We start from the raw sequence: 17,921 nt of genomic DNA, 5'->3' as shown, positions 1-17,921 counted from the left end.
CCAATCGTGGTCGCGTGGCAATAATCTCGATCCGCTAATTCATGAATATCATCTGGACGCGTTCCCTCGTGTCCCTCGCGTTGCTCGCGGTATTGGGCGGGATTGTTGGCGTGCTGTTCGGAGTGCGCGTCGCGCTCTGTTTCGCGATCGTCATGCTGGTTCTGCAAACCCTCTTTACCACCTTTCATACGCAGCGCTTGTGGCGTTTGCTCGACGCGCCCGTGTATGGCGAAGTGCCGAGCGCGCCGGGCGTGTGGGGCGAGATTTATTATCGGCTGCATAAGCTTGCGAAGCGCTGGCACGCGCAGGTGCGCCAGGTTGAGCAGCAGCATTCACGGTTTATCCAGGGTATCCAGGCGTCGCCCAATGGCGTGGCCATGCTCGACGACAGCGATCAGATAGAGTGGTGCAACGCTATCGCTGAAACCCATTTCGGACTGGACGCCAAACGCGATCTGCGCCAGCACATCACGCATCTCGTGCGTCAACCGGACTTCGTCCGTTATCTCGCCTCGCAGCACTTTGAGACGGTGCTGGTAATGCGCGGGATGGGGCTGAACCGGCAACATGTGTTGTCGGTGCAAATATTCCCCTACGGTGAAAACCGGAAACTGATTTTGACTCAGGACATAACGGAACTGGAAAGAACGGATTCCATGCGCCGCGATTTTGTCGCGAACGTATCGCACGAGTTGAAGACACCGTTGACCGTGCTGTCCGGCTTTCTTGAAACCATGCGCGAGTTGCCGCTGAATGAAGCAGACCGGGCGCGTTATCTGGAGATGATGGAGCAGCAGTCTTCGCGGATGCAAAATATTGTGCGCGATCTGCTCGTGCTCGCGAATCTGGAGGGCGATGTCAAACCGCCCGGCGACGATGTTCTCGATATGCGCGCGGTCCTGCGCCACCTTGAAGAAGACGCCGATAATCTTTCGAATGGCCGACATAGAATTACATTCGATGTTGATGAAGCGTTGACGGTGTCCGGCTCGGAAACGGAGATTGTCAGCGCGCTCGCGAATCTGGTGACGAATGCGATTCGCTATACGCCGGATGGCGGAACAATTGACGTTTCGTGGCAGCGCATTCGTGATCGCGCGGTGTTTACAGTGCGCGATAGCGGGCTCGGTATTCCGGCTGAACATATTCCGCGTTTGACCGAGCGGTTTTATCGTGTGGATAGAAGCCGCTCGCGCGATACCGGCGGCACGGGCCTTGGGCTGGCGATCGTAAAGCATGTGTTGCAACGCCATCTGGCCGACCTCGAAATCAAGAGCGAGGAAGGGCGGGGAAGCACCTTCTCGGTGAAGTTTTCGGCCGCGCGCACGGCGTTGAGAAAATCGATCGCCGCTTGAAAGGAGGTGAGGAAAGGGTGTAAAGCGGCTTGAAGCAGCGCGCCTTCAGGCCGCTTTCAAGCCGCCAGTCAGTAAATCAAGGGCAGAATTTCGCGAGCAGGCCGAGTTGCGCACTGCGCATGGACTTGCCCGGACGCCGCCGCTTATAGTGCCCGTCACTTTGCATGAGCCATGCTGACTGGTTATCGCCGAGAAACACTGACAGGCCTTCGGCAATCACGCGCCGTTTCAGGCGCCGGTCGTTTACGGGAAATGCCACTTCCACGCGCCGGAAGAGGTTGCGGTCCATCCAGTCTGCGCTCGACAAATACACCTTCTCTTCTCCTCCCGCGTAAAAATAAAAGATGCGGTGATGTTCGAGAAAACGTCCAACGATGGAGCGCACCGTAATATTCTCGGACAGGTCCTCCACGCCGGGTTTCAACGCGCAGACACCCCGCACGATCAGGTCGATTTTCACGCCTGCCTGAGACGCCTCATACAACGCGACGATCACAGTCGGTTCGAGCAGCGCATTCATCTTCGCGACGATCCGCGCTTTCTTTCCTGCGCGCGCGTTGTCGGCTTCAGCGCGAATGGCTTCGATGAGATTCGGGCACAGCGTAAAAGGCGCTTGCCAGAGCTGATGCAAGCGTAGTTCGCCGCCAATGCCGGTGAGTTGCTGGAAGACATGATGGACGTCTTCGCAGACTTGCTGATCCGAAGTCATCACAGCGAAGTCGGTATAAAGCCGCGCGGTACGCGGGTGATAGTTACCCGTACCCAGATGCACATATCGCCTGAGCACCATCTTGCCGTTCTTCGATACGCGCCGCACGATCAGCATCATTTTCGCGTGGCATTTGTGACCGACCACTCCGTACACCACGTGCGCGCCCACGGCTTCGAGTTGCGACGCCCAGTTGATATTCGTCTCTTCGTCGAAGCGCGCGAGCAGCTCCACCACCACGGTGACTTCCTTGCCGTTGCGCGCGGCTTGCATCAGCGCGTCCATCAGCGGCGAGTCCGTGCCGGTCCGATAAATTGTTTGCTTGATCGCGACCACCTGCGGGTCCTTCGCCGCCTGCAGCAGCAACTCGAGCACGGGCTGAAAACTCTCGTAGGGATGGTGCAGGAGGATATCGCCCTGATCGATGGCATCGAACATATTCGATGCCGCCGCAATGGCCTTCGGCACGGACGGAATATGCGGCACGAACTTCAGGTCGGGCCGGTCGACCATCTCGGGCAACTGCATCAGGCGCACGAGATTGACGGGCCCGTTCACGCGATAACAATCGCGGTCGTTCAGTTCGCTCTCGTCGAGCAGGCGCCGGATCATGTGCGGCGGCGTCTCTGCCGACACTTCCAGACGTACCGCATTGCCCAGATGCCGCGCCGGAAGTTCGCCCTGCAGCGCCACGCGCAGGTTGGTGATTTCGTCTTCATCGACGAACAATTCACTGTTGCGCGTGATGCGGAACTGGTTGCAACTGCGCACCATCAGATGCGGAAACAGCGCCTCGACAAACCGCTGCATCAGCGAGCTCAGCAGCACAAAGCCGTGCGGATAACCGGACAGCGCCTCGGGCATGCGCACGAGGCGCGGCAGTGCGCGCGGCGCCTGCACGATTCCCATCATTGCCTGGCGGCCGAACGCGTCCTTGCCCTCAAGCTCGACGACGAAGTTCAGGCTTTTGTTCAGCACGCGCGGGAACGGATGCGCGGGGTCCAGTCCGATCGGTGTCAGCACCGGCAGCAACTCGTTCTGAAAATAATCGCGGGCCCAGTCGGTCTGCGTCTCGCTCCACGATTCCACGCCGTGAAAGTAGATTCCCTCGCTTTCCAGCGCGGGAAACACGGTGCTCTGAAGCATCACGTATTGCTGGTGGACCAGGCGATGCGCGCGTTCGACCACTAGGTCGTACACATGCTGCAGCGACATGCCGTCGGGTGAGAGCGAGCCGGGGTTGTCACGCATCTGCTCCTGCATGCCGGCCATGCGGACTTCAAAAAATTCGTCCAGGTTGCTGCTGGTAATACAAATAAAGCGGAGTCGTTCGAGCAGCGGAACGGCAGTATCGGCGGCTTGCGACAATACACGTTCGTTAAAACCCAGAATGCCCAGTTCGCGATTAAGAAGGGGATAGCGTAAGGACATCGATAGTATTTGGCAGTCGAAAAATCGGAATGTGCAAGGATCGCTCGGAATGCACCACAGTATGATGACGTTTTTGTGAAATCATAGTGTCATAAATCTAACGCAGGCCTCCGGTAAGGTTGATTCTGGCAAGATTCGCCCTGTTTCTGCTAACAATGGAAATCGATTCACTGGCGCATTTTGCTGCATTGGATTATTCGCCAGACCAGCACAGTCGTCCGCTTGGACTTAAAATTGCCGCGCTGCGGCAGCTCGGCGTGTTCAAATGCTGCCCGCACCGTTGGCGCGTCAAGACGCTCGCGGGCACAACCCTACGGAACCTGGAAAATCGATGGTCAACCCCCCTCATCTTTTGGCAGCCGTAGATCTTGGATCGAACAGCTTCAGGCTGATTGTCGGTCGCGTCGAGGAGACGCCTTCCGGCAGTCCGATCTATCAGGTCGACGCGTTACGTGAACCCGTGCGGCTCGCGGCGGGGCTGTCGCGGGACAAATTCCTCGACCGCGCCTCGCAACTGCGCGGCTGGGATGCGCTGAAGCGGTTCGGCGAACGGCTGCGGGACTTCCATCCTGACCATGTGCGCGCGGTCGCGACAAATACGCTGCGTGTCGCCAAGAACGCCGACGAATTCCTTGCGGAAGCGCAGAACGCACTCGGCTTTCCCATTGAAGTGATTGCCGGGCGCGAAGAAGCGCGCCTCATTTATGCGGGCGCGGCGCATTCGGTGCCGGCCAGCGCGGGAAAACGGCTGGTAGTGGATATCGGCGGTGGATCGACAGAATTTATTATCGGCTCGCACTATACGCCCATTCATATGGAAAGCCTGTATATAGGCTGCGTGAGTCATAGCCGGCAGTTTTTCGCGGCCGGTAATGTCGATGAATACTCAATGCGGCAAGCCGAACTCGCCGCCAAGCGCGAAATCGAGATTATCTCAAGCGAATACAAACAGACGGGCTGGGATCAGGCAATTGGATCGTCGGGCACGGCGCGGGCGCTGGCCGAGTTGATCGAAGCGAACGGTTTCAACGATCCCGGCATCACCCACGGCATTTCACGCGGCGGGCTGGAGCGGCTAAAGAAGGCGCTGATCAAGGCTGAGAATGTGAACCGGCTGAAGTTGATCGCGCTGAAGGCTGACCGGATTCCGGTGCTCGCCGGCGGTTTGTCGATCATGCTAGGCGTGTTCGAGGAGCTGGGGATTGAATACGTCGATACCACCGACGGCGCGTTGCGACTCGGCGTGCTGTACGACCTGTTGGGACGCACGCAGCACCAGGACATGCGAACGGTGACGGTGGAGGGGTTCAAGCGGCGCTATGCGGCGGATAGCGACCAATCGGACCGTATTGCCGAACTGGCAATCAGTTTCTATGAGCAGCTCGAGCCTCGTGATGTTGATGCCGAACGGCGGCTCGAAAATCAGATGTTCCTGGGATGGGCGGCGGCATTGCACGAGATCGGACTTTCTATCTCGCATAGCGCTTATCACAAGCATTCTGCGTATATCGCGAGTCACGCGGATATGCCCGGCTTCTCGAGAACCGATCAGGCGCGGTTGGCCGGCCTGGTGCTTGGGCATGTCGGGAAGTTGGGCAAGCTTTCGCAGGCTCGGGATGTCGACTGGACCTTGCTGTTTTGTCTGCGGCTTGCGGCGCTGCTTTGCCGGCGGCGGGCGGATGTCGGGTTTCCGGCCATTCAGGTCTCGTTAGTCAACGGCGGGTTCGATGTGCGTTTGCCCAACGATTGGGTCGCGCTCAATCCGCTTACCGACTACAGCCTCGTTCAGGAAGCGGCTGAGTGGGAGAAGATTGGCAAGCCGTATCGGGTGGTTTACACGGGTGTTTGAGGAGGCGGGCGGGGGCTGCTTGCGGGCCTCGGTGCCTCCTCGAATATCTCTTGGCCAAAAAGTAGTATGGACTTCGAACTTATTATGATGCTTAAATAGAATGGCCGCCGCGCACGGTTAGTGCGGAATCGCGGCGCATCGTAGTATGCCGCGCCAGCGGTGTTGGTTTGATTGTTTTCGCTGGCGCTTTGTCTCTTCCGCTTTTCTGGTGGCTCGTTGGCGCTGTCAGTCGGCCATGAAGTGACGGGCGTAGCGGTCCCCTATCTCCGATATACGCAGCAAGGTCAAAAAGTCCGCCGTATTGAAATCGGGATCCCACGCCGGCGCGCCGCAGATTTTCGCACCCAGGCGCAAATAACCCTTCAGCAAAGGCGGCGGCGCTACCTTGGCGCCGGTCCGGAGTTCCTGCACCGGCAACGGCGTATGCGCAAACGCCCTGTATTCCGGCGATGTCAGCGCTTCCTTCTCCAAGCCCTCGTACAGGTCGGCGGCGTAGTGGCCACCGTCCACCATTGCGACGCTTGCGCAGCCCAGCATGGTCTCATAGCCGTTCTGCTTCATGTAGGCGGCCAGACCGCCCCACAACGACATGATTACTCCGCCGCTGCGGTAATCCGCATGCACGCACGAGCGGCCGAGTTCCACCAGCTTCGGGCGTAGATGCGCGAGGCGGGAAACATCGAATTCACTCTCGGCATACAGGCGTCCGGCACGTGCTGCCTGATGCGGGGGCAGCACGCGATACGTTCCCACCACCTTCAACGTGTTCAGGTCGCGGACCAGCAAGTGGTCGCAAAAGGCATCGAATGCGTCTACGTCCAGGCCCGCCGGACCCTTCAATTGCGCGCCCATCTCGTCGGCGAACACGCGATACCGCAGGCGCTGCGCTTCACGCAATTCAGCTTCGGAATGCGCCCACGATACCCGCAGCCGATGTTGCCCCGTCACGGTCTCCGCTGCGCTCGGCAAACGCCGGCGGAGTTCGGTAACATTCGAGCCACCAGACCCGCTCAGTCCATTCGATGTGCTCAATAAAGCGAGCGTCGTCGGTTTCTGCATTGGCAACCCCCAAGTGGATTTGGCTGACGTATTAACGTTAGCCAATGTAAGTATTCCGAATGACGCTCGCATGGCGTGACTATGACGATTCAATGAAGCGTCACCGCTAAGCCACGGTTTTGCCGCCTTGGGGGGCTGTTTTGGCTATTGCTACAGTTTTTGGCTACAGTAAATCAGGACTTGTCACCGCGCGCAGCACGACTTGATCGTCGCCTGCGCGGGAGCGTTGCTGGAACCACCATATGCCGCTTTTCTTCAGGGTCCACTCGGCTTCGTGTCCAGTCATCAGCGAGGCCGCGACGCGTCCGAGTGTCGGCTGATGTCCGACTACAACGACCGTCTCCGCGACACCGCGCGGCCACTCCGCGGCATCCAGCACGGCTTGGGCGCTGGCGCCCGGCGCCAGTTCCTTCACCACGCGATACTGGTCGCCCAACGCTTCCATCGTCTGGATCGTGCGGGTGGCCGGACTGACGAGAAACACCGCGTCGTCGTCTAACCGGCTCTTCAGCCACTTCGCCGCCGCTTGCGCCTGTTTTACGCCGCGCGGCGTCAGTTGGCGCACGAGATCGCTCGCAGCCTGGTCTTCCGCTTCGGCGTGGCGCCAGAGAATGAGGTTCATCGAATGTCTCCTTTGGGGGCTTGAGGTTTGTCCCCGGTTATCAGTTTGGACCGCGCTTGTGAATTTGGACCGCGCTTGTGAATTTGGACCGCGCTTGTGAATTTGGACCGCGCTTGTGAATTTGGACCGATCAAGGCCGCGAACGTGCTGCGATTTCGGGCTCGATTCCACGATCCGGATAGTTTCGATTGCGCGGGTATCAGTAAGACGCTATCATCTCGTTCTTGTCGGAGCGTAGCGCAGCCTGGTAGCGCATCTGATTTGGGATCAGAGGGTCGAAGGTTCGAATCCTTTCGCTCCGACCACGTTTTAAATGAAGGGGTCACGAGTTTAACTCGTGACCCCTTCGCTATTTCTGGCGCGGTTGATCGTTAGGGCCCCGCGTTAGGGCCCCGCGACCACAGCCCGCCCAGCGTTTCCGTTCTCTCGCAAATCCCCGATATCGTTTAATCTTCTGCGTTCACCCTTCGTATTCGTATCTGAACTTCCTGAACTTCATTCCCGGGCCGTCCATGCCGCGTTTCGCTGCCTTGTTTATCTGCTCCCTGTTCCTGTCCGCCTGTGCCGACACCACTGTGCCTCATCACACGCCGCCGCAAGATCCGCCTGACTACAAGGGCGTGCCCACTGATACCACGCCGCCGACAATGATCATTGCGCCGGCCAAGGCCGAGCAGCCGCAATGACAACCATGACGGCGTGCGCCCGAAGTTTGCCCTCATGCCGCAGCGTATAATCCGCCTATGAACACGCCCGCCAACGACGCCCAGTCTCACGCCCACTCGTCCGCCGACGCGCTCCAGGCGGCGGTCACGATGGCCGACGACTATTGTCGCGAGCGTGGTCAGAAACTCACGCCTATTCGCCGCACCGTGCTCGAGTTGCTGCTGGCCTCTGGCCGCGCGACAAAAGCCTATACGCTGCTCGACGAAATGCGCGCGATGCATCCGAACGCGTCGCCTCCCACGGTATATCGGGCGCTGGATTTCCTGCTGTCGGCGGGGCTGATTCATCGGATCGAGTCGATCAACGCGTTCACCGTTTGCCACGATCTCACGCATTGCCAGCATGGCGTGCTGATCGTGTGCCAGCAATGTGGCCGCGTGACCGAGTTGCAGCAGCAAAAACAGTTGCGCCAGAGCCTGATGTCGCAGGTCGAGGCGAGCGGGTATCGGCTGGCCGGCGACGACATCGAATTAAAGGGCATTTGTCCGGCATGTCAGGCCGCCGAAGACCCCAGTGCACATCAGCACGACCACGATCACGACCACGCGTCGCATTGATCTCCACGCATCACATAAAGTGCAGCGCACGCAAAAAGCCGTTTCCGACGTCAGTCGGAAACGGCTTTTTGTATTCCCTGGACAGGACGGCTCCGAAGCCGATGTTGCCAAAACACGCCGTTTCTGCGAGTTCGGCTGGTTCAGAACGTGATGACATGAGCAGAAAACCGGGGCAGGGCGCTGACGCCCAAACTAACGGCTTAAATGAAGCGAAGCCCCGATGCGGGCACATCGGGGCTTCTGACCCGCGAGGACTGTTCGCGCAGAGAAAACGCGGGCTGAAATTATTCTAGAGCGCATCAATCCGGATGATTGTGATCACTTGTATCAACGCGTAATCCAATCTGCACGGGCGTTTCCAGAGGTTAATCCTGCCGGGTCAACGAAGGCCGTGACACGTAATTACTACGATCGAGAGGCCGTTTTACCGGCGTGTTAGGCGAATTTCTTGCCGCAAAGGTATGATCGCATTTCCTGAAATCGATTCCCGATCATGACCTCGTTGTGGATTTTCCTCGCTATTTGTCCGCTCGCACTGGGTTCGCTGCTCGTGTTTGCCTCGCATATCGACCCGTTGTCCGGTCGCTGGCGCGGCGAGCAATTGCTGGGTTCACTGGGTCCGCGAATCAACCTGACGGTGGGTCAACACGTTGCACGTCTGGGACGCTCGATCAAGAAAGATCCGAGCGCTATTGCTTGCAGCGAATCACCATCGATCGGTTCTTGACGTTCGCGCCGAAAATCCCGGCCACAGTTCCGCCCGACGTCGCTCCGTTGTCCACATCCTTCGACACCACGTCGTAGCCGTACGAGCCGCACATCTCGCCCGCCTTCTTGTAGCATTCCGCCCAGCTGGTACTTGCGTCGCCACCGCTGCAATTGATCGCAAAACCGGTGTCACCGGACGGCAAATAGGTCATCTTCGACGTGTCGGCGCAGCCAGCGAGCGTCAGCGCAGCCGCCATTACCGCAGCCGTCGCGGCTACCTTTCCAAGCGTCTTGACGCAAACTTGCAATTTCATCGATTCTTCCCTGTGTTTGATTGAGCGTGTCCCGCATCACCGTGCCGGCAGATAGCGCGATGGATCGATCGAACTACCTTTGTAGCGCAATTCGAAATGCAGCATCACGCGATTTGTGTCGGTATCGCCCATTTCCGCGATGGGTTGACCCTGCGCGATGCTCTGGCCCTCCTTCACGAGCAGCGCGCGGTTATGCGCGTACGCGGTCAGGTAGTCGGCGCTGTGCTTCACGATCAGCAGGTTGCCGTAACCACGCAGCCCGTTCCCCGCATAGACTACCGTGCCGGCGGCAGCCGACACGATCTGCGTGCCGGACGCGCCCGCAATGTCGATGCCCTTCGAACTCTTGCCGTCGAAACCGCGAATCACGCTGCCTTGCGCCGGCCAGATAAGCGAAATGCTGGTCGCCGGCTTGGTCAATGCGGCCGCCGATGGCGCCGAGTCCGAGGTATCCGCGCTGCTTGTGCGGGCCGGTGGTGCTGATGGCCCGGCCGGTGTCACGCTGCCCGCTGGCGGCGCCACGCGCAGCACCTGGCCGACCTCGATAGCATTCGGGTCGGTGAGATTGTTCCAGCGCGTGATGTTCTGGACCGATGTCCGGTTCGCCCGCGCTACCTTCGACACCGTGTCGCCCCGTTCAACGCGATAAAACCCTGGCCCGACCGGCGCGGAGCCACACGCGGCAAGCACTGCGACCAACGACAAGCAGGTCAGCCGTCGAATTATTTTTACCAAACCCAAACCTCGCAAAGCGCCGCACAACCGAAAACGCTGCGGCATACAAACCAGAACGCGCATCGGCGAAATGTCTGATTTTACCGTCCCGGCGACACTGTCCTCAGAAGCGGCCCGGATGGTCCGCTAGTAGCCGCTCCTTGCCCCGTTTTTCGTCCCGCTTTTGTCCCGCATCTCGTCTCTTTCAAGCCGCCGGCGAAACGGTCAGCCGCAGCGCTGCCGTTTCGGTCTTTCCCGGGGCGAGCCAGCGTAGTCCGTGGCCGTTGTGAATGGCATCGGGAAGTCCGACCCATGGCTCGACGCAGTAGAAATCCGATGTGGGCGCTTCGGTCCAGGTTGTCACGGAGTACCAGGGTACCGAGTCGGGGCGTTGCAGATCGAAATTCACCGCGCGTTTCAAACCCGGCGTGACCAGGCGCACCGGATTGTCGGAAGGACCGGTAAAACAATGAAAACGGTCCAGAATATTCGCGTCGTCCAGTGTGTAGCGCGCGGCTCCCGCTTGCGGGTCACTGATGGCGCCATTGCTGAGTTGCCGGCGGCTTTCCGTGCGAGGCAATTCCAGGCTGCTGATGCCGCGCTGGTCGTGCGGCAGGACGAAGTAGAAGTGATGGCCCGCGTAGTAGGGCAGCGGCACTTCGCCGGGGTTCGACGTGGTGAGTTCCACATCGAGCGTCACGGCATCGACCAGCCTGTATGCCGCCTCGAAACGAAACGCGAACGGATAACCCCGGCGCGTGAAATCATTGTCCACGAGCGTCATTCGCACGCCGTGGCCATCCGCGTCTTTGCGGTGTTCGAACGGCAGATCGCGCGCGAAGCCGTGCATGGGGAGTTCGTGCACGACGCCTTCCTGATCGCGCCATTTGCCGATTTCGCCGTCAACGAAATGGCGGCCGAGAAACGGAAACAACAACGGATTGCCGCCGCGAATCTTCACGAAATTGGACCAATCCGGCGCAGCCGGCCAGAAAATAACGGGCTCACCGCCGACGCGCCACGTCATTAGCCGCCCGCCAGCGCGCGGCGCGAGTTCGAGAGCGGCGTCATCGAACGTGATTTCCAGGATATGGTCAGGCTGGGATGACATGTCGGTGGTCTCCTTGAGTAAGTGGACGAAACGGCGTGTTCGAACGTGCAACGAGCAGACGGTGTGACGCAGCGGGCGGCTCAATTCTACGGGGAAACCCTTTTGGGGAAATTGCGACTGACACAGCCGCTTTCGTTGCCTCGATAATGCAAGCACGATGTAACGCGGATGAAACATCTTTCGACCTTGAAGATCTCACACAGATCAACTGGTCCTGCCGAACGACGAGGATGATATGGATCTGGCGATGATGTTTGGAGTGTTCATTTTTGGCACGTTCGGCGCTGGCACGCTGCTGTTTTTATACAAGCTGCGACCGTGACGCAGGTGTGACGCAATCAATTTAAAAGCCCGTTCTTACAACGGGCTTTTTTATTTATTACAAAAATATTCAATTAACCAAACGATTTGCTTTCGATAACGAAAGGTATTACGCAAAGGCTTGGCGCTCCTTTTAGTGAACGGCATAATCGGCCCGGTTTGCTTGGGCCGCATGCTGCGCCGCCGCGGGTATGTGCCTGTCGCCAATAACGAAAGAGGATCGACGCGTGACTTTGTGGTTTCTGATTTTTCTGAGCGTACTCCAGGGTGTGACTGAATTGTTCCCGGTCAGCAGTCTTGGACATACGCTTCTGGTGCCCGGCCTGATCGGGATGCACATCGATAAACACGCACCGCAGCTGTTGCCGTTCCTGGTCGCGTTGCATCTGGGTACGGCGCTCGCGCTGCTGTGGTACTTCCGCAAGCGCTGGATTGCGCTGATCAAGGGGTTTATAGGATCGCTGAGCGGCCGCAAGAATCCTGATGGCCACATGATGTGGGCGCTGATCATTGGCACGATTCCGACGGGTATCGTCGGGCTGGTGCTTGAAAAGCGGCTTGAGGCGCTGTTCCACGATCTGCGGATCGTCGCGGCGGCGTTGATGGTGAATGGTGTGCTGTTGTGGGTCGGCGACCGGCTGACGCGTGCGCGCGCCGAGCGTGCGCCTGAAGACCTCACGTTCAGGCAGGCGTTCCTGGTTGGTCTCGCGCAGATTGGCGCGCTGATTCCGGGCTTTTCGCGCAGCGGGCTGACGATTATCGCGGGCGTCGGCGCCGGAATGAGTTCCGAGAAAGCGGCGGAGTTCTCGTTCCTGCTGGGCACGCCGATCATCTTCGCTGCTGGGGTGCTTGAATTGCCGAAGCTGTTCCATGCACCGGATCAACTTTTCGATGCGGTCCTTGGTGGCGTGCTGACGGGAATCGCGGCGTACCTGAGCGTGCGTTTCCTGATGCGTTATTTCGAAGGCCGCGGCCGGTTGGCGAATTTCGGCGTGTATTGCGTGGTCGCGGGAGCGTTCTGTCTCGGCTGGTTCATGTTGCATCCGCAACCGGTTTAAAAGGATTCAAAGGGGTTTTAAGCGCATTGAATCGGGCGAGGACTCGGAATGAGGCCTCGCATCCTTTCGATGAGGTAAAATCCCGGATCATCTGCAACGCGGCAGTAGCTCAGCTGGATAGAGCATCGGCCTTCTAAGCCGAGGGGCGGGGGTTCGAGTCCCTCCTGCCGTACCAGGACCTCGGGTTCATCTACTGAACCCGACATCTCTTCAACAGACATTCGCCTACCGCGCTGTCAGCGCGTCCTGGTCCCGCCACACATTATCCTTCACCGTCACCGCCTTCGGAATCAGCTTCGCGCGATAGAACGTATCGGCAACGCTTTGCTGGGTCGCGACAATTTTTCCGTCGATCGGTGTAGCGCCATACGGCACCCGTCGTACCCATGTTTCCACAAGCCCCGCATCAAGCCCGACTTTCGGCGCGAGCAACGCCGCCGTGTCTGCGGGATGCTGCGTGACCCATGCGCCGGTTGCCCGCAGCTGATCGATCACTGCACGCACCGCCTGTGGATTTTGGGTGGCGAAACTGCGCGTGGCCTCGTAGAAATTGAACGGCTTCGGCAACCCGGCGTAGTTCGCGAGCGTGCGCACGCTCAACGATTTCTGCGCGGCCGCGTAATATGGGTCCCAGACAATCCATGCATCGACATCGCCGTTTTCGAAGGCCGCGCGGGCGTCCGCGGGCGCGAGATAAACCGGATGGATATCGTCGAGTTTCAAGCCTGCCTTCTGCAAGACCGCAAGCAGCAGGAAGTTAGAACTTGATCCCTTTTGCAATGCGATACGCCGGCCTTTTAGCTCGGCCGGCGAATGAATAGGGGAATCGGCTTTGACAAACAGCGCTTCATTGGTTTCTCCACCCGGCTCAGCGCCGACATAAACGAAATTCACGCCCGCAGCCTGCGCAAAAATAGGGGGCGGTGCGCCCGTATAGCCGAAATCGATGTTGTTCGTATTGAGCGCCTCAAGCAATTGCGGCCCGGCGGGAAACTCATACCAACTGACGGTGTAGCCAAGCGGCTTGAGCTTTTGTTCGAGCGAACCCTGTGCCTTGAGCACGGCAAGCAGGCCGGCCTTCTGAAAACCGATCCGCAACTGCTTCGCCGGCGCACTCGCCGGATCTTGTGCCGACGCAGACAGCGGCAACAACGCGAAAGCAGCAAACAACAACCCTGATAACGACAACGACAAGCCCAGTTTTTTCATGGAGATTTCCGTGAGAGAAGAGATAGTGCCGACCATAGCGGCGATGGGTTTGCGCGTCGAATAAGCGATGCTTCGAAGCTAATGACGGAATACGAAAAACGGAAACGCCAAAGCGTTCGACGATAAAAAAGGGCAGCCGAAGCTGCCCTTGATTCATGTCGGGTTGCAACTCCACTATTACCACTGTGTTAACAAATTACTCGATTTTCCGGCCGCAGCACGGGCACCGTTGGAGGCGGGCAAGCAGTGCGGCAGCAAGCTCTATTCGCAGCGTTGTAATGGAGTCCGGCACATGGCGCTGCTTACGCAGGGGAGCCTCGGGGCCGGAAGCCTTCGGGTAAGGAAGACACTTCGCCGGGTAACCGATGAGTTGGAGTTTTTTTTTGTGCCACCAGGCGCTCGGTGACGAGAAAGCTGTATGCCGCTATGCACAGCGTCGCGTGATGATGAAAGCCGCGCCAGCTGCGTCCCTCGAAATGCCCCAGGCCAAGCTCCTGCTTGAGCTCCTGGTAATCACGCTCAATACGCCAGCGCAGTTTTGCGAGTCGCAAAAGCTCCTTGATTGGTGTATCAGCCGGCAACGTACTGAGGAAGTACCTGGTCGGCTCGGCTTCTTCCCTGGGCCACTCGACGAGCAGCCATTGCTCCTCGTGGGTGTCAGCTGGCTGGGCTGCGCGGGAGGCGCAGTGCACCCGTATTGCCGCAAAGCGCGACGACAGGGCGGCGTTGGTGCCTTCACGCCATGTGAGCGTGCGAAAGCGCCGCGACGGCAATTGCATGGCCAGCTCTTTCGCCTGTAATGGCGCCTGAGCTTGCATCTGCAGACTGACCGCGCCTGTAACCCCGACCACATACGTGAAGCCCATCGCTGTGAGCTGCTCGCGGAACTCGGTGCCTGCCCCGTACCCGGCGTCGGCGATAACCAGTTCGGGCAGCGATTCCACCTCTGCGAGATTTTCGAGCAGTTGCAGCGCGAGCATCGGCTTGGTGACGAACTCAAGCGCCTCGGGCACTTTGGCAGCCTTACGACGGTCTGCGTCATCGGCCCAGCTTTGCGGCAAATACAGTTGATAGCGCACCGGAAGACTGAAGCGTTCATTTGCGAGCGACACGCTGACTGCGACCTGGCAGTTGTCCTGTTTCCCGAGCTGGCCACAATATTGCCGAGCGACCCCGACCGAGTGCTTACCCTTCTTCGGAACGCCGGTATCGTCAATAATCAGCGCCTCAGGCGAACCCGCGCGCCGGCTTACTCGCTCAAGTACGTAACTACGCACCGTATCAAGCACCGCCTGATCCGACCACGGTGCATCGGCTACAAAGTGATGCAGACGCTGATGTTCCGAGCGCACCCGGTCCGGTGACAGATGCGCAGCCATGGGCTCAACGCTTTTGCGTTTGACCGGCAACATCAAGCCCGTACAGTAGCCACGAAAAGGCTCGACACGATCAGCGTGCCCAAGCGACTGAGCCATCAGGGACACATACTCCTCGAATCTCTTCGAAGTAGTTTCCATCGCTCTCCTCACAATGTGCTTGAAGATAAGCGAATCATGCCTTATTTTGTAACACAGTGGTACTATGGAGCGAGCTGCCGGCATAAAAACACCAGTGTGAGTAACGCTGCGATCCAGAACGCACCGCCTATGGCGGTCATGACACGCGGCCAGATTGACGGCGGCGTAGCGCCACGCGGGTCGGGAACATGGGAGCAGCCTGACCACTCGGACCGTTCTGGCCGTCTGGCCAGCATCCGGTCCATTGCTATCAAGCCTTTGGGCATCGCTATCGCGCACGCGACAATGGCGATGCACAGCCACTCGTAGAGCGTGGGCGTTTGGGCGGTCGCGAGAAGGGTGTCCATGATCGGAGTTGAAGCGTAGTCCACAAGCTTTCGATCTTAGTTTTCCGCCTCCTATGCTTCTATCAGACGCTTCTGAGATAGTCCTGGTTTGCTCCGAAAAGCAAAGCACATGACCGTTCGGCTGACGTTGGACGCTTGCAAAGTCCTTATGCCCTCATGCTATCCTCGACGTCAGATGATCGTGATTTATCAGTCGATCCAGAACATTTCTGACTTTTTTGAAACGCGATTACGGCAATGGTCGTGAATAATGCAGTCATGCCGATCTTGCTGCGATCTTTCTTGTATCACCGAGATTCGGTATCAATTCAATATCAATACCAACGAGGGAGTGTGTTTCATGTCATACCCATCTCGCGCGCTCAAGCGCGTCTCCGTGCGACTCGGCGTGCAATTGATCGCAAGCTGTGTTGTGCTTGGCAGCGGCGCGGCGCACGCGGCCAATCTCGGATTTCTCAACAACACGCCGATTACCTACATGAAGCAGCGCGACTTGCAGGCGCTGAACAACGCGGCGCATTCGGCGCTCGACACCAAGCAAGACGGCGAGTCGCTCGACTGGAACAACGAAGGTGCGGGTAATTCGGTTGCCATCAACGGCACGATCACGCCGTCGGATACGAAGAAGGACGGTGACCGTACGTGTCGCAAGCTCACCATGGTGGCTCACGCCAAGGGCCAGACGCAGACCTGGGCTCCCACCGTCTGCAAGGCGGACGGCGGTAAATGGGCGTTGTTGAAACAGTGACCTGCTTTAACCAGCCCGAAGGTTCCCGTCACGCGGTATCGCGAATCCGGACGGCCGCTTAAATGGTCGACCGGACGGTTTCGTGTGGCGTCGTGATTTTTAACACGCAAGGGGACGTGTTGTTGTGTCACGCGACCGAGACGTCGCACTGGGATATCCCGAAAGGCCAGGGCGAGGCGGACGAACGACCCGTGGAAGCGGCGTTGCGGGAACTCGTGGAAGAGACGGGGATCGTGCTGAAGGCGGAGCGGTTGAAGGATCTGGGGCGCTTTGTTTATCGCCGCGACAAGGACCTGCATCTGTTCGCTGTGCGAGTGAGCGACGACGAAGTGAAGCTTGAAGAGTGCGTCTGCGAATCGTATTTCCCGCGTCGCCGGGACGGCACGATGATCCCCGAAATGGACGCGTACAGATGGGTCACGCCGGCTGAGGTCGATCAGTACGCAAGCCGTAGCCTCGCCCGCCTGTTCCAGACCACGCTGTCGCTGACTGAACTGCATCACACGCTCGCCTGAGCCGAAAGGCTTTGGCCTGCGCCGTGGGGCACCGGTGATCTGCGCTGGTCGCTGCTAGTTTTCGGAGGCGTGGTCGTTCGGATTGGCGAACAGCGCTCTCATTTCTGGCGACAGGGGGAACCGCAAGTTGATGTTGTCGGGGGGAATGGCCTGCATGAACCACTGGTCGTAGAGTCTTTCGGCTTCGCCTGAGCGCTCCATGCCGGCAATCACGTCATCGACCAGTTTCTTGAAGACCGGATCGCCCTTGCGCATCATGCACGCGTAGGATTCGTGCGCAAGTGGGTCGCCGGTGACCATGTACTCGTTTTGGGCCGGACCTTCCTGCGCTATCTTTCCGTACAGCAACGGATCATCCATCACGAACGCCACGGCGCGGCCGGTTTTCAAAGCATCGAAACCTTCCGCATGGTCTTTCGCGCTGACGATTCGCAGATCAAGTTTCCGGTTTAGCGACAGCTCCCGCAGCAGCTGTTCATCGGACGTACCCGCCGTGGTCGATACCGTTTTGCCGGCGAGATCGGCGTAGTTACGGATGCCGGATTTGCGCTTCACCACCATCCGGATGCCGTAGCTGAAGAAGCTGTTCGAGAACGTGACGAATTGGTCGCGATCGCGAATATGCGCGGTCGACCCGCACTCCAGGTCGATCTGGTGATTCACCACATACGACAATCGGCTCGCCGACGTGACGACGACCGTGCTCACGGCGAGCCGGGGTGTTTGTAAGCGGAGCCGGACTTCGTCGACGATCTTGAGCGCAATGGCTTGTGAATAGCCCATCGGATGCCCATTCGCGTCGAGATAGGAGAACGGGACCGACGACTCACGCACGCCGAGGACTATGGTGTTGTTTTCGGCGATCTTGCGTAACGTTGGCGAGGACAGGTCAACTGTGCCCGCGAAAGCAGTTTGCGCCGCAATCAGCAGCGCAAACGCGCACGACACAGGTGACGTGCGTGACAGGTGCAACGCGCGGACGAACGACGTTGGCAAGGTGCGTTGCAAAGCATCCCCCACAACAATGTGCGAGCGTCCGGCGGGACGCGCC

General features: G+C 58.8%; 17 protein-coding genes, 2 tRNA genes and 1 pseudogene. 10 read left to right on the top strand and 10 right to left on the bottom strand.

Translation table 11 applies throughout. From position 1 onward, the window contains the following. The first annotated feature begins 41 nt into the window (after nt 1-41). Nucleotides 42-1,355, top strand: a complete 1,314-nt coding sequence (phoR, locus tag SBC1_RS11740; protein WP_165092130.1) for a phosphate regulon sensor histidine kinase PhoR — start codon at nt 42-44, stop codon at nt 1,353-1,355. 76 nt (nt 1,356-1,431) lie between these two features. Here phoR and ppk1 read toward each other — a convergent pair whose 3' ends face one another. Next, a complete protein-coding gene (ppk1, locus tag SBC1_RS11735; protein WP_165092129.1) occupies nt 1,432-3,495 on the bottom strand; it encodes a polyphosphate kinase 1 in 2,064 nt (687 codons plus the stop codon). Between the two features lie 331 nt (nt 3,496-3,826). Between ppk1 and ppx the strand changes: the two genes are divergently transcribed. Continuing rightward, entirely contained in the window at nt 3,827-5,344 is a 1,518-nt protein-coding gene (gene ppx / locus SBC1_RS11730) for an exopolyphosphatase (RefSeq protein WP_165092128.1), read from the top strand. A 225-nt stretch (nt 5,345-5,569) separates the two neighbouring features. Here ppx and SBC1_RS11725 read toward each other — a convergent pair whose 3' ends face one another. Both SBC1_RS11725 and sixA read right to left on the bottom strand, forming a co-directional pair. Further along, nucleotides 5,570-6,403, bottom strand: a complete 834-nt coding sequence (locus SBC1_RS11725) for a GNAT family N-acetyltransferase (protein WP_165987697.1) — start codon at nt 6,401-6,403, stop codon at nt 5,570-5,572. Nucleotides 6,404-6,566: 163 nt separating this feature from the next. Then, a complete protein-coding gene (sixA, locus tag SBC1_RS11720; protein WP_165987695.1) occupies nt 6,567-7,025 on the bottom strand; it encodes a phosphohistidine phosphatase SixA in 459 nt (152 codons plus the stop codon). Nucleotides 7,026-7,253: 228 nt separating this feature from the next. Between sixA and SBC1_RS11715 the strand changes: the two genes are divergently transcribed. The 4 genes from SBC1_RS11715 to SBC1_RS11700 all read left to right on the top strand — a co-directional run bounded on the left by SBC1_RS11715 (nt 7,254) and on the right by SBC1_RS11700 (nt 9,035). Further along, nucleotides 7,254-7,330 (top strand) — tRNA-Pro (locus SBC1_RS11715). Between the two features lie 207 nt (nt 7,331-7,537). Further along, a complete protein-coding gene (locus tag SBC1_RS11710; protein ID WP_165092125.1) occupies nt 7,538-7,711 on the top strand; it encodes a hypothetical protein in 174 nt (57 codons plus the stop codon). A 57-nt stretch (nt 7,712-7,768) separates the two neighbouring features. Next, nucleotides 7,769-8,308 (top strand): Fur family transcriptional regulator, encoded by a 540-nt coding sequence (locus SBC1_RS11705; protein ID WP_165987692.1) that lies wholly within the window; start codon nt 7,769-7,771, stop codon nt 8,306-8,308. A gap of 493 nt (nt 8,309-8,801) precedes the next feature. After that, on the top strand, nt 8,802-9,035 hold the full coding sequence (locus tag SBC1_RS11700; protein ID WP_165085171.1) for a hypothetical protein: 234 nt from the start codon (nt 8,802-8,804) through the stop codon (nt 9,033-9,035). Here the strand turns inward: SBC1_RS11700 and SBC1_RS11695 are convergent. The 3 genes from SBC1_RS11695 to SBC1_RS11685 form a co-directional block, all read right to left on the bottom strand. Further along, nucleotides 8,998-9,330 (bottom strand): hypothetical protein, encoded by a 333-nt coding sequence (locus SBC1_RS11695; protein ID WP_165092123.1) that lies wholly within the window; start codon nt 9,328-9,330, stop codon nt 8,998-9,000. The two genes, SBC1_RS11700 and SBC1_RS11695, sit on opposite strands and share 38 nt — an antisense overlap. Nucleotides 9,331-9,366: 36 nt before the next feature. Further along, nucleotides 9,367-10,110, bottom strand: a complete 744-nt coding sequence (locus tag SBC1_RS11690; protein WP_165987690.1) for a peptidoglycan DD-metalloendopeptidase family protein — start codon at nt 10,108-10,110, stop codon at nt 9,367-9,369. 139 nt (nt 10,111-10,249) lie between these two features. Beyond that, nucleotides 10,250-11,155 (bottom strand): aldose epimerase, encoded by a 906-nt coding sequence (locus SBC1_RS11685; RefSeq protein ID WP_165987689.1) that lies wholly within the window; start codon nt 11,153-11,155, stop codon nt 10,250-10,252. 548 nt (nt 11,156-11,703) lie between these two features. Here SBC1_RS11685 and SBC1_RS11680 point away from each other — a divergent pair. Then, nucleotides 11,704-12,534: an undecaprenyl-diphosphate phosphatase gene (locus SBC1_RS11680; protein ID WP_165092120.1), complete on the top strand. Its 831-nt coding sequence runs from the start codon at nt 11,704-11,706 to the stop codon at nt 12,532-12,534. A gap of 98 nt (nt 12,535-12,632) precedes the next feature. After that, a tRNA-Arg gene (locus tag SBC1_RS11675) sits at nt 12,633-12,709 on the top strand. Between the two features lie 50 nt (nt 12,710-12,759). On the opposite strand, the gene SBC1_RS11670 is transcribed toward SBC1_RS11675, so the two are convergent. The 3 genes and pseudogenes from SBC1_RS11670 to SBC1_RS11660 form a co-directional block, all read right to left on the bottom strand. Then, entirely contained in the window at nt 12,760-13,743 is a 984-nt protein-coding gene (locus tag SBC1_RS11670; RefSeq protein WP_165987687.1) for a sulfonate ABC transporter substrate-binding protein, read from the bottom strand. 305 nt (nt 13,744-14,048) lie between these two features. After that, nucleotides 14,049-15,260 (bottom strand): annotated as a pseudogene (locus SBC1_RS11665) (IS701 family transposase); the annotation flags it as partial. A 62-nt stretch (nt 15,261-15,322) separates the two neighbouring features. Further along, nucleotides 15,323-15,607 carry a hypothetical protein gene (locus SBC1_RS11660; protein ID WP_165987683.1) on the bottom strand — a complete coding sequence of 95 codons (285 nt, stop codon included), beginning with the start codon at nt 15,605-15,607 and terminating at the stop codon, nt 15,323-15,325. 340 nt (nt 15,608-15,947) lie between these two features. Here SBC1_RS11660 and SBC1_RS11655 point away from each other — a divergent pair, with 340 nt between their 5' ends. Together SBC1_RS11655 and SBC1_RS11650 are read left to right on the top strand one after the other, a co-directional pair. Next, complete coding sequence (locus SBC1_RS11655) at nt 15,948-16,355, top strand: RT0821/Lpp0805 family surface protein (protein ID WP_165092117.1); 408 nt, start codon at nt 15,948-15,950, stop codon at nt 16,353-16,355. A gap of 62 nt (nt 16,356-16,417) precedes the next feature. Next, a complete protein-coding gene (locus SBC1_RS11650; protein ID WP_165987681.1) occupies nt 16,418-16,870 on the top strand; it encodes an NUDIX domain-containing protein in 453 nt (150 codons plus the stop codon). A 54-nt stretch (nt 16,871-16,924) separates the two neighbouring features. Here the strand turns inward: SBC1_RS11650 and SBC1_RS11645 are convergent, their stop codons facing one another. Next, nucleotides 16,925-17,866, bottom strand: coding sequence for a transporter substrate-binding domain-containing protein (locus tag SBC1_RS11645; RefSeq protein WP_165987679.1), 942 nt, complete (start codon nt 17,864-17,866; stop codon nt 16,925-16,927). Nucleotides 17,867-17,921: the final 55 nt, after the last annotated feature.

The sequence above is a fragment of the Caballeronia sp. SBC1 genome, assembly GCF_011493005.1.
GTDB lineage: Bacteria > Pseudomonadota > Gammaproteobacteria > Burkholderiales > Burkholderiaceae > Caballeronia.
Note: the sequence above shows the minus strand (reverse complement) of the source record. Positions and strands in the feature narration are given on the sequence as shown.

Bases quoted from the DNA above. Each gene is read 5' to 3' on its own strand.
- SBC1_RS11700 (WP_165085171.1), top strand. From the start codon at position 8,802: ATGACCTCGTTGTGGATTTTCCTCGCTATTTGTCCGCTCGCACTGGGT.
- ppx (WP_165092128.1), top strand. From the start codon at position 3,827: ATGGTCAACCCCCCTCATCTTTTGGCAGCCGTAGATCTTGGATCGAAC.
- SBC1_RS11710 (WP_165092125.1), top strand. From the start codon at position 7,538: ATGCCGCGTTTCGCTGCCTTGTTTATCTGCTCCCTGTTCCTGTCCGCC.
- SBC1_RS11670 (WP_165987687.1), bottom strand. From the start codon at position 13,743: ATGAAAAAACTGGGCTTGTCGTTGTCGTTATCAGGGTTGTTGTTTGCT.
- phoR (WP_165092130.1), top strand. From the start codon at position 42: ATGAATATCATCTGGACGCGTTCCCTCGTGTCCCTCGCGTTGCTCGCG.
- SBC1_RS11725 (WP_165987697.1), bottom strand. From the start codon at position 6,403: ATGCAGAAACCGACGACGCTCGCTTTATTGAGCACATCGAATGGACTG.
- sixA (WP_165987695.1), bottom strand. From the start codon at position 7,025: ATGAACCTCATTCTCTGGCGCCACGCCGAAGCGGAAGACCAGGCTGCG.
- SBC1_RS11695 (WP_165092123.1), bottom strand. From the start codon at position 9,330: ATGAAATTGCAAGTTTGCGTCAAGACGCTTGGAAAGGTAGCCGCGACG.
- SBC1_RS11660 (WP_165987683.1), bottom strand. From the start codon at position 15,607: ATGGACACCCTTCTCGCGACCGCCCAAACGCCCACGCTCTACGAGTGG.
- ppk1 (WP_165092129.1), bottom strand. From the start codon at position 3,495: ATGTCCTTACGCTATCCCCTTCTTAATCGCGAACTGGGCATTCTGGGT.
- SBC1_RS11655 (WP_165092117.1), top strand. From the start codon at position 15,948: ATGTCATACCCATCTCGCGCGCTCAAGCGCGTCTCCGTGCGACTCGGC.
- SBC1_RS11690 (WP_165987690.1), bottom strand. From the start codon at position 10,110: ATGCCGCAGCGTTTTCGGTTGTGCGGCGCTTTGCGAGGTTTGGGTTTG.
- SBC1_RS11705 (WP_165987692.1), top strand. From the start codon at position 7,769: ATGAACACGCCCGCCAACGACGCCCAGTCTCACGCCCACTCGTCCGCC.
- SBC1_RS11685 (WP_165987689.1), bottom strand. From the start codon at position 11,155: ATGTCATCCCAGCCTGACCATATCCTGGAAATCACGTTCGATGACGCC.
- SBC1_RS11650 (WP_165987681.1), top strand. From the start codon at position 16,418: ATGGTCGACCGGACGGTTTCGTGTGGCGTCGTGATTTTTAACACGCAA.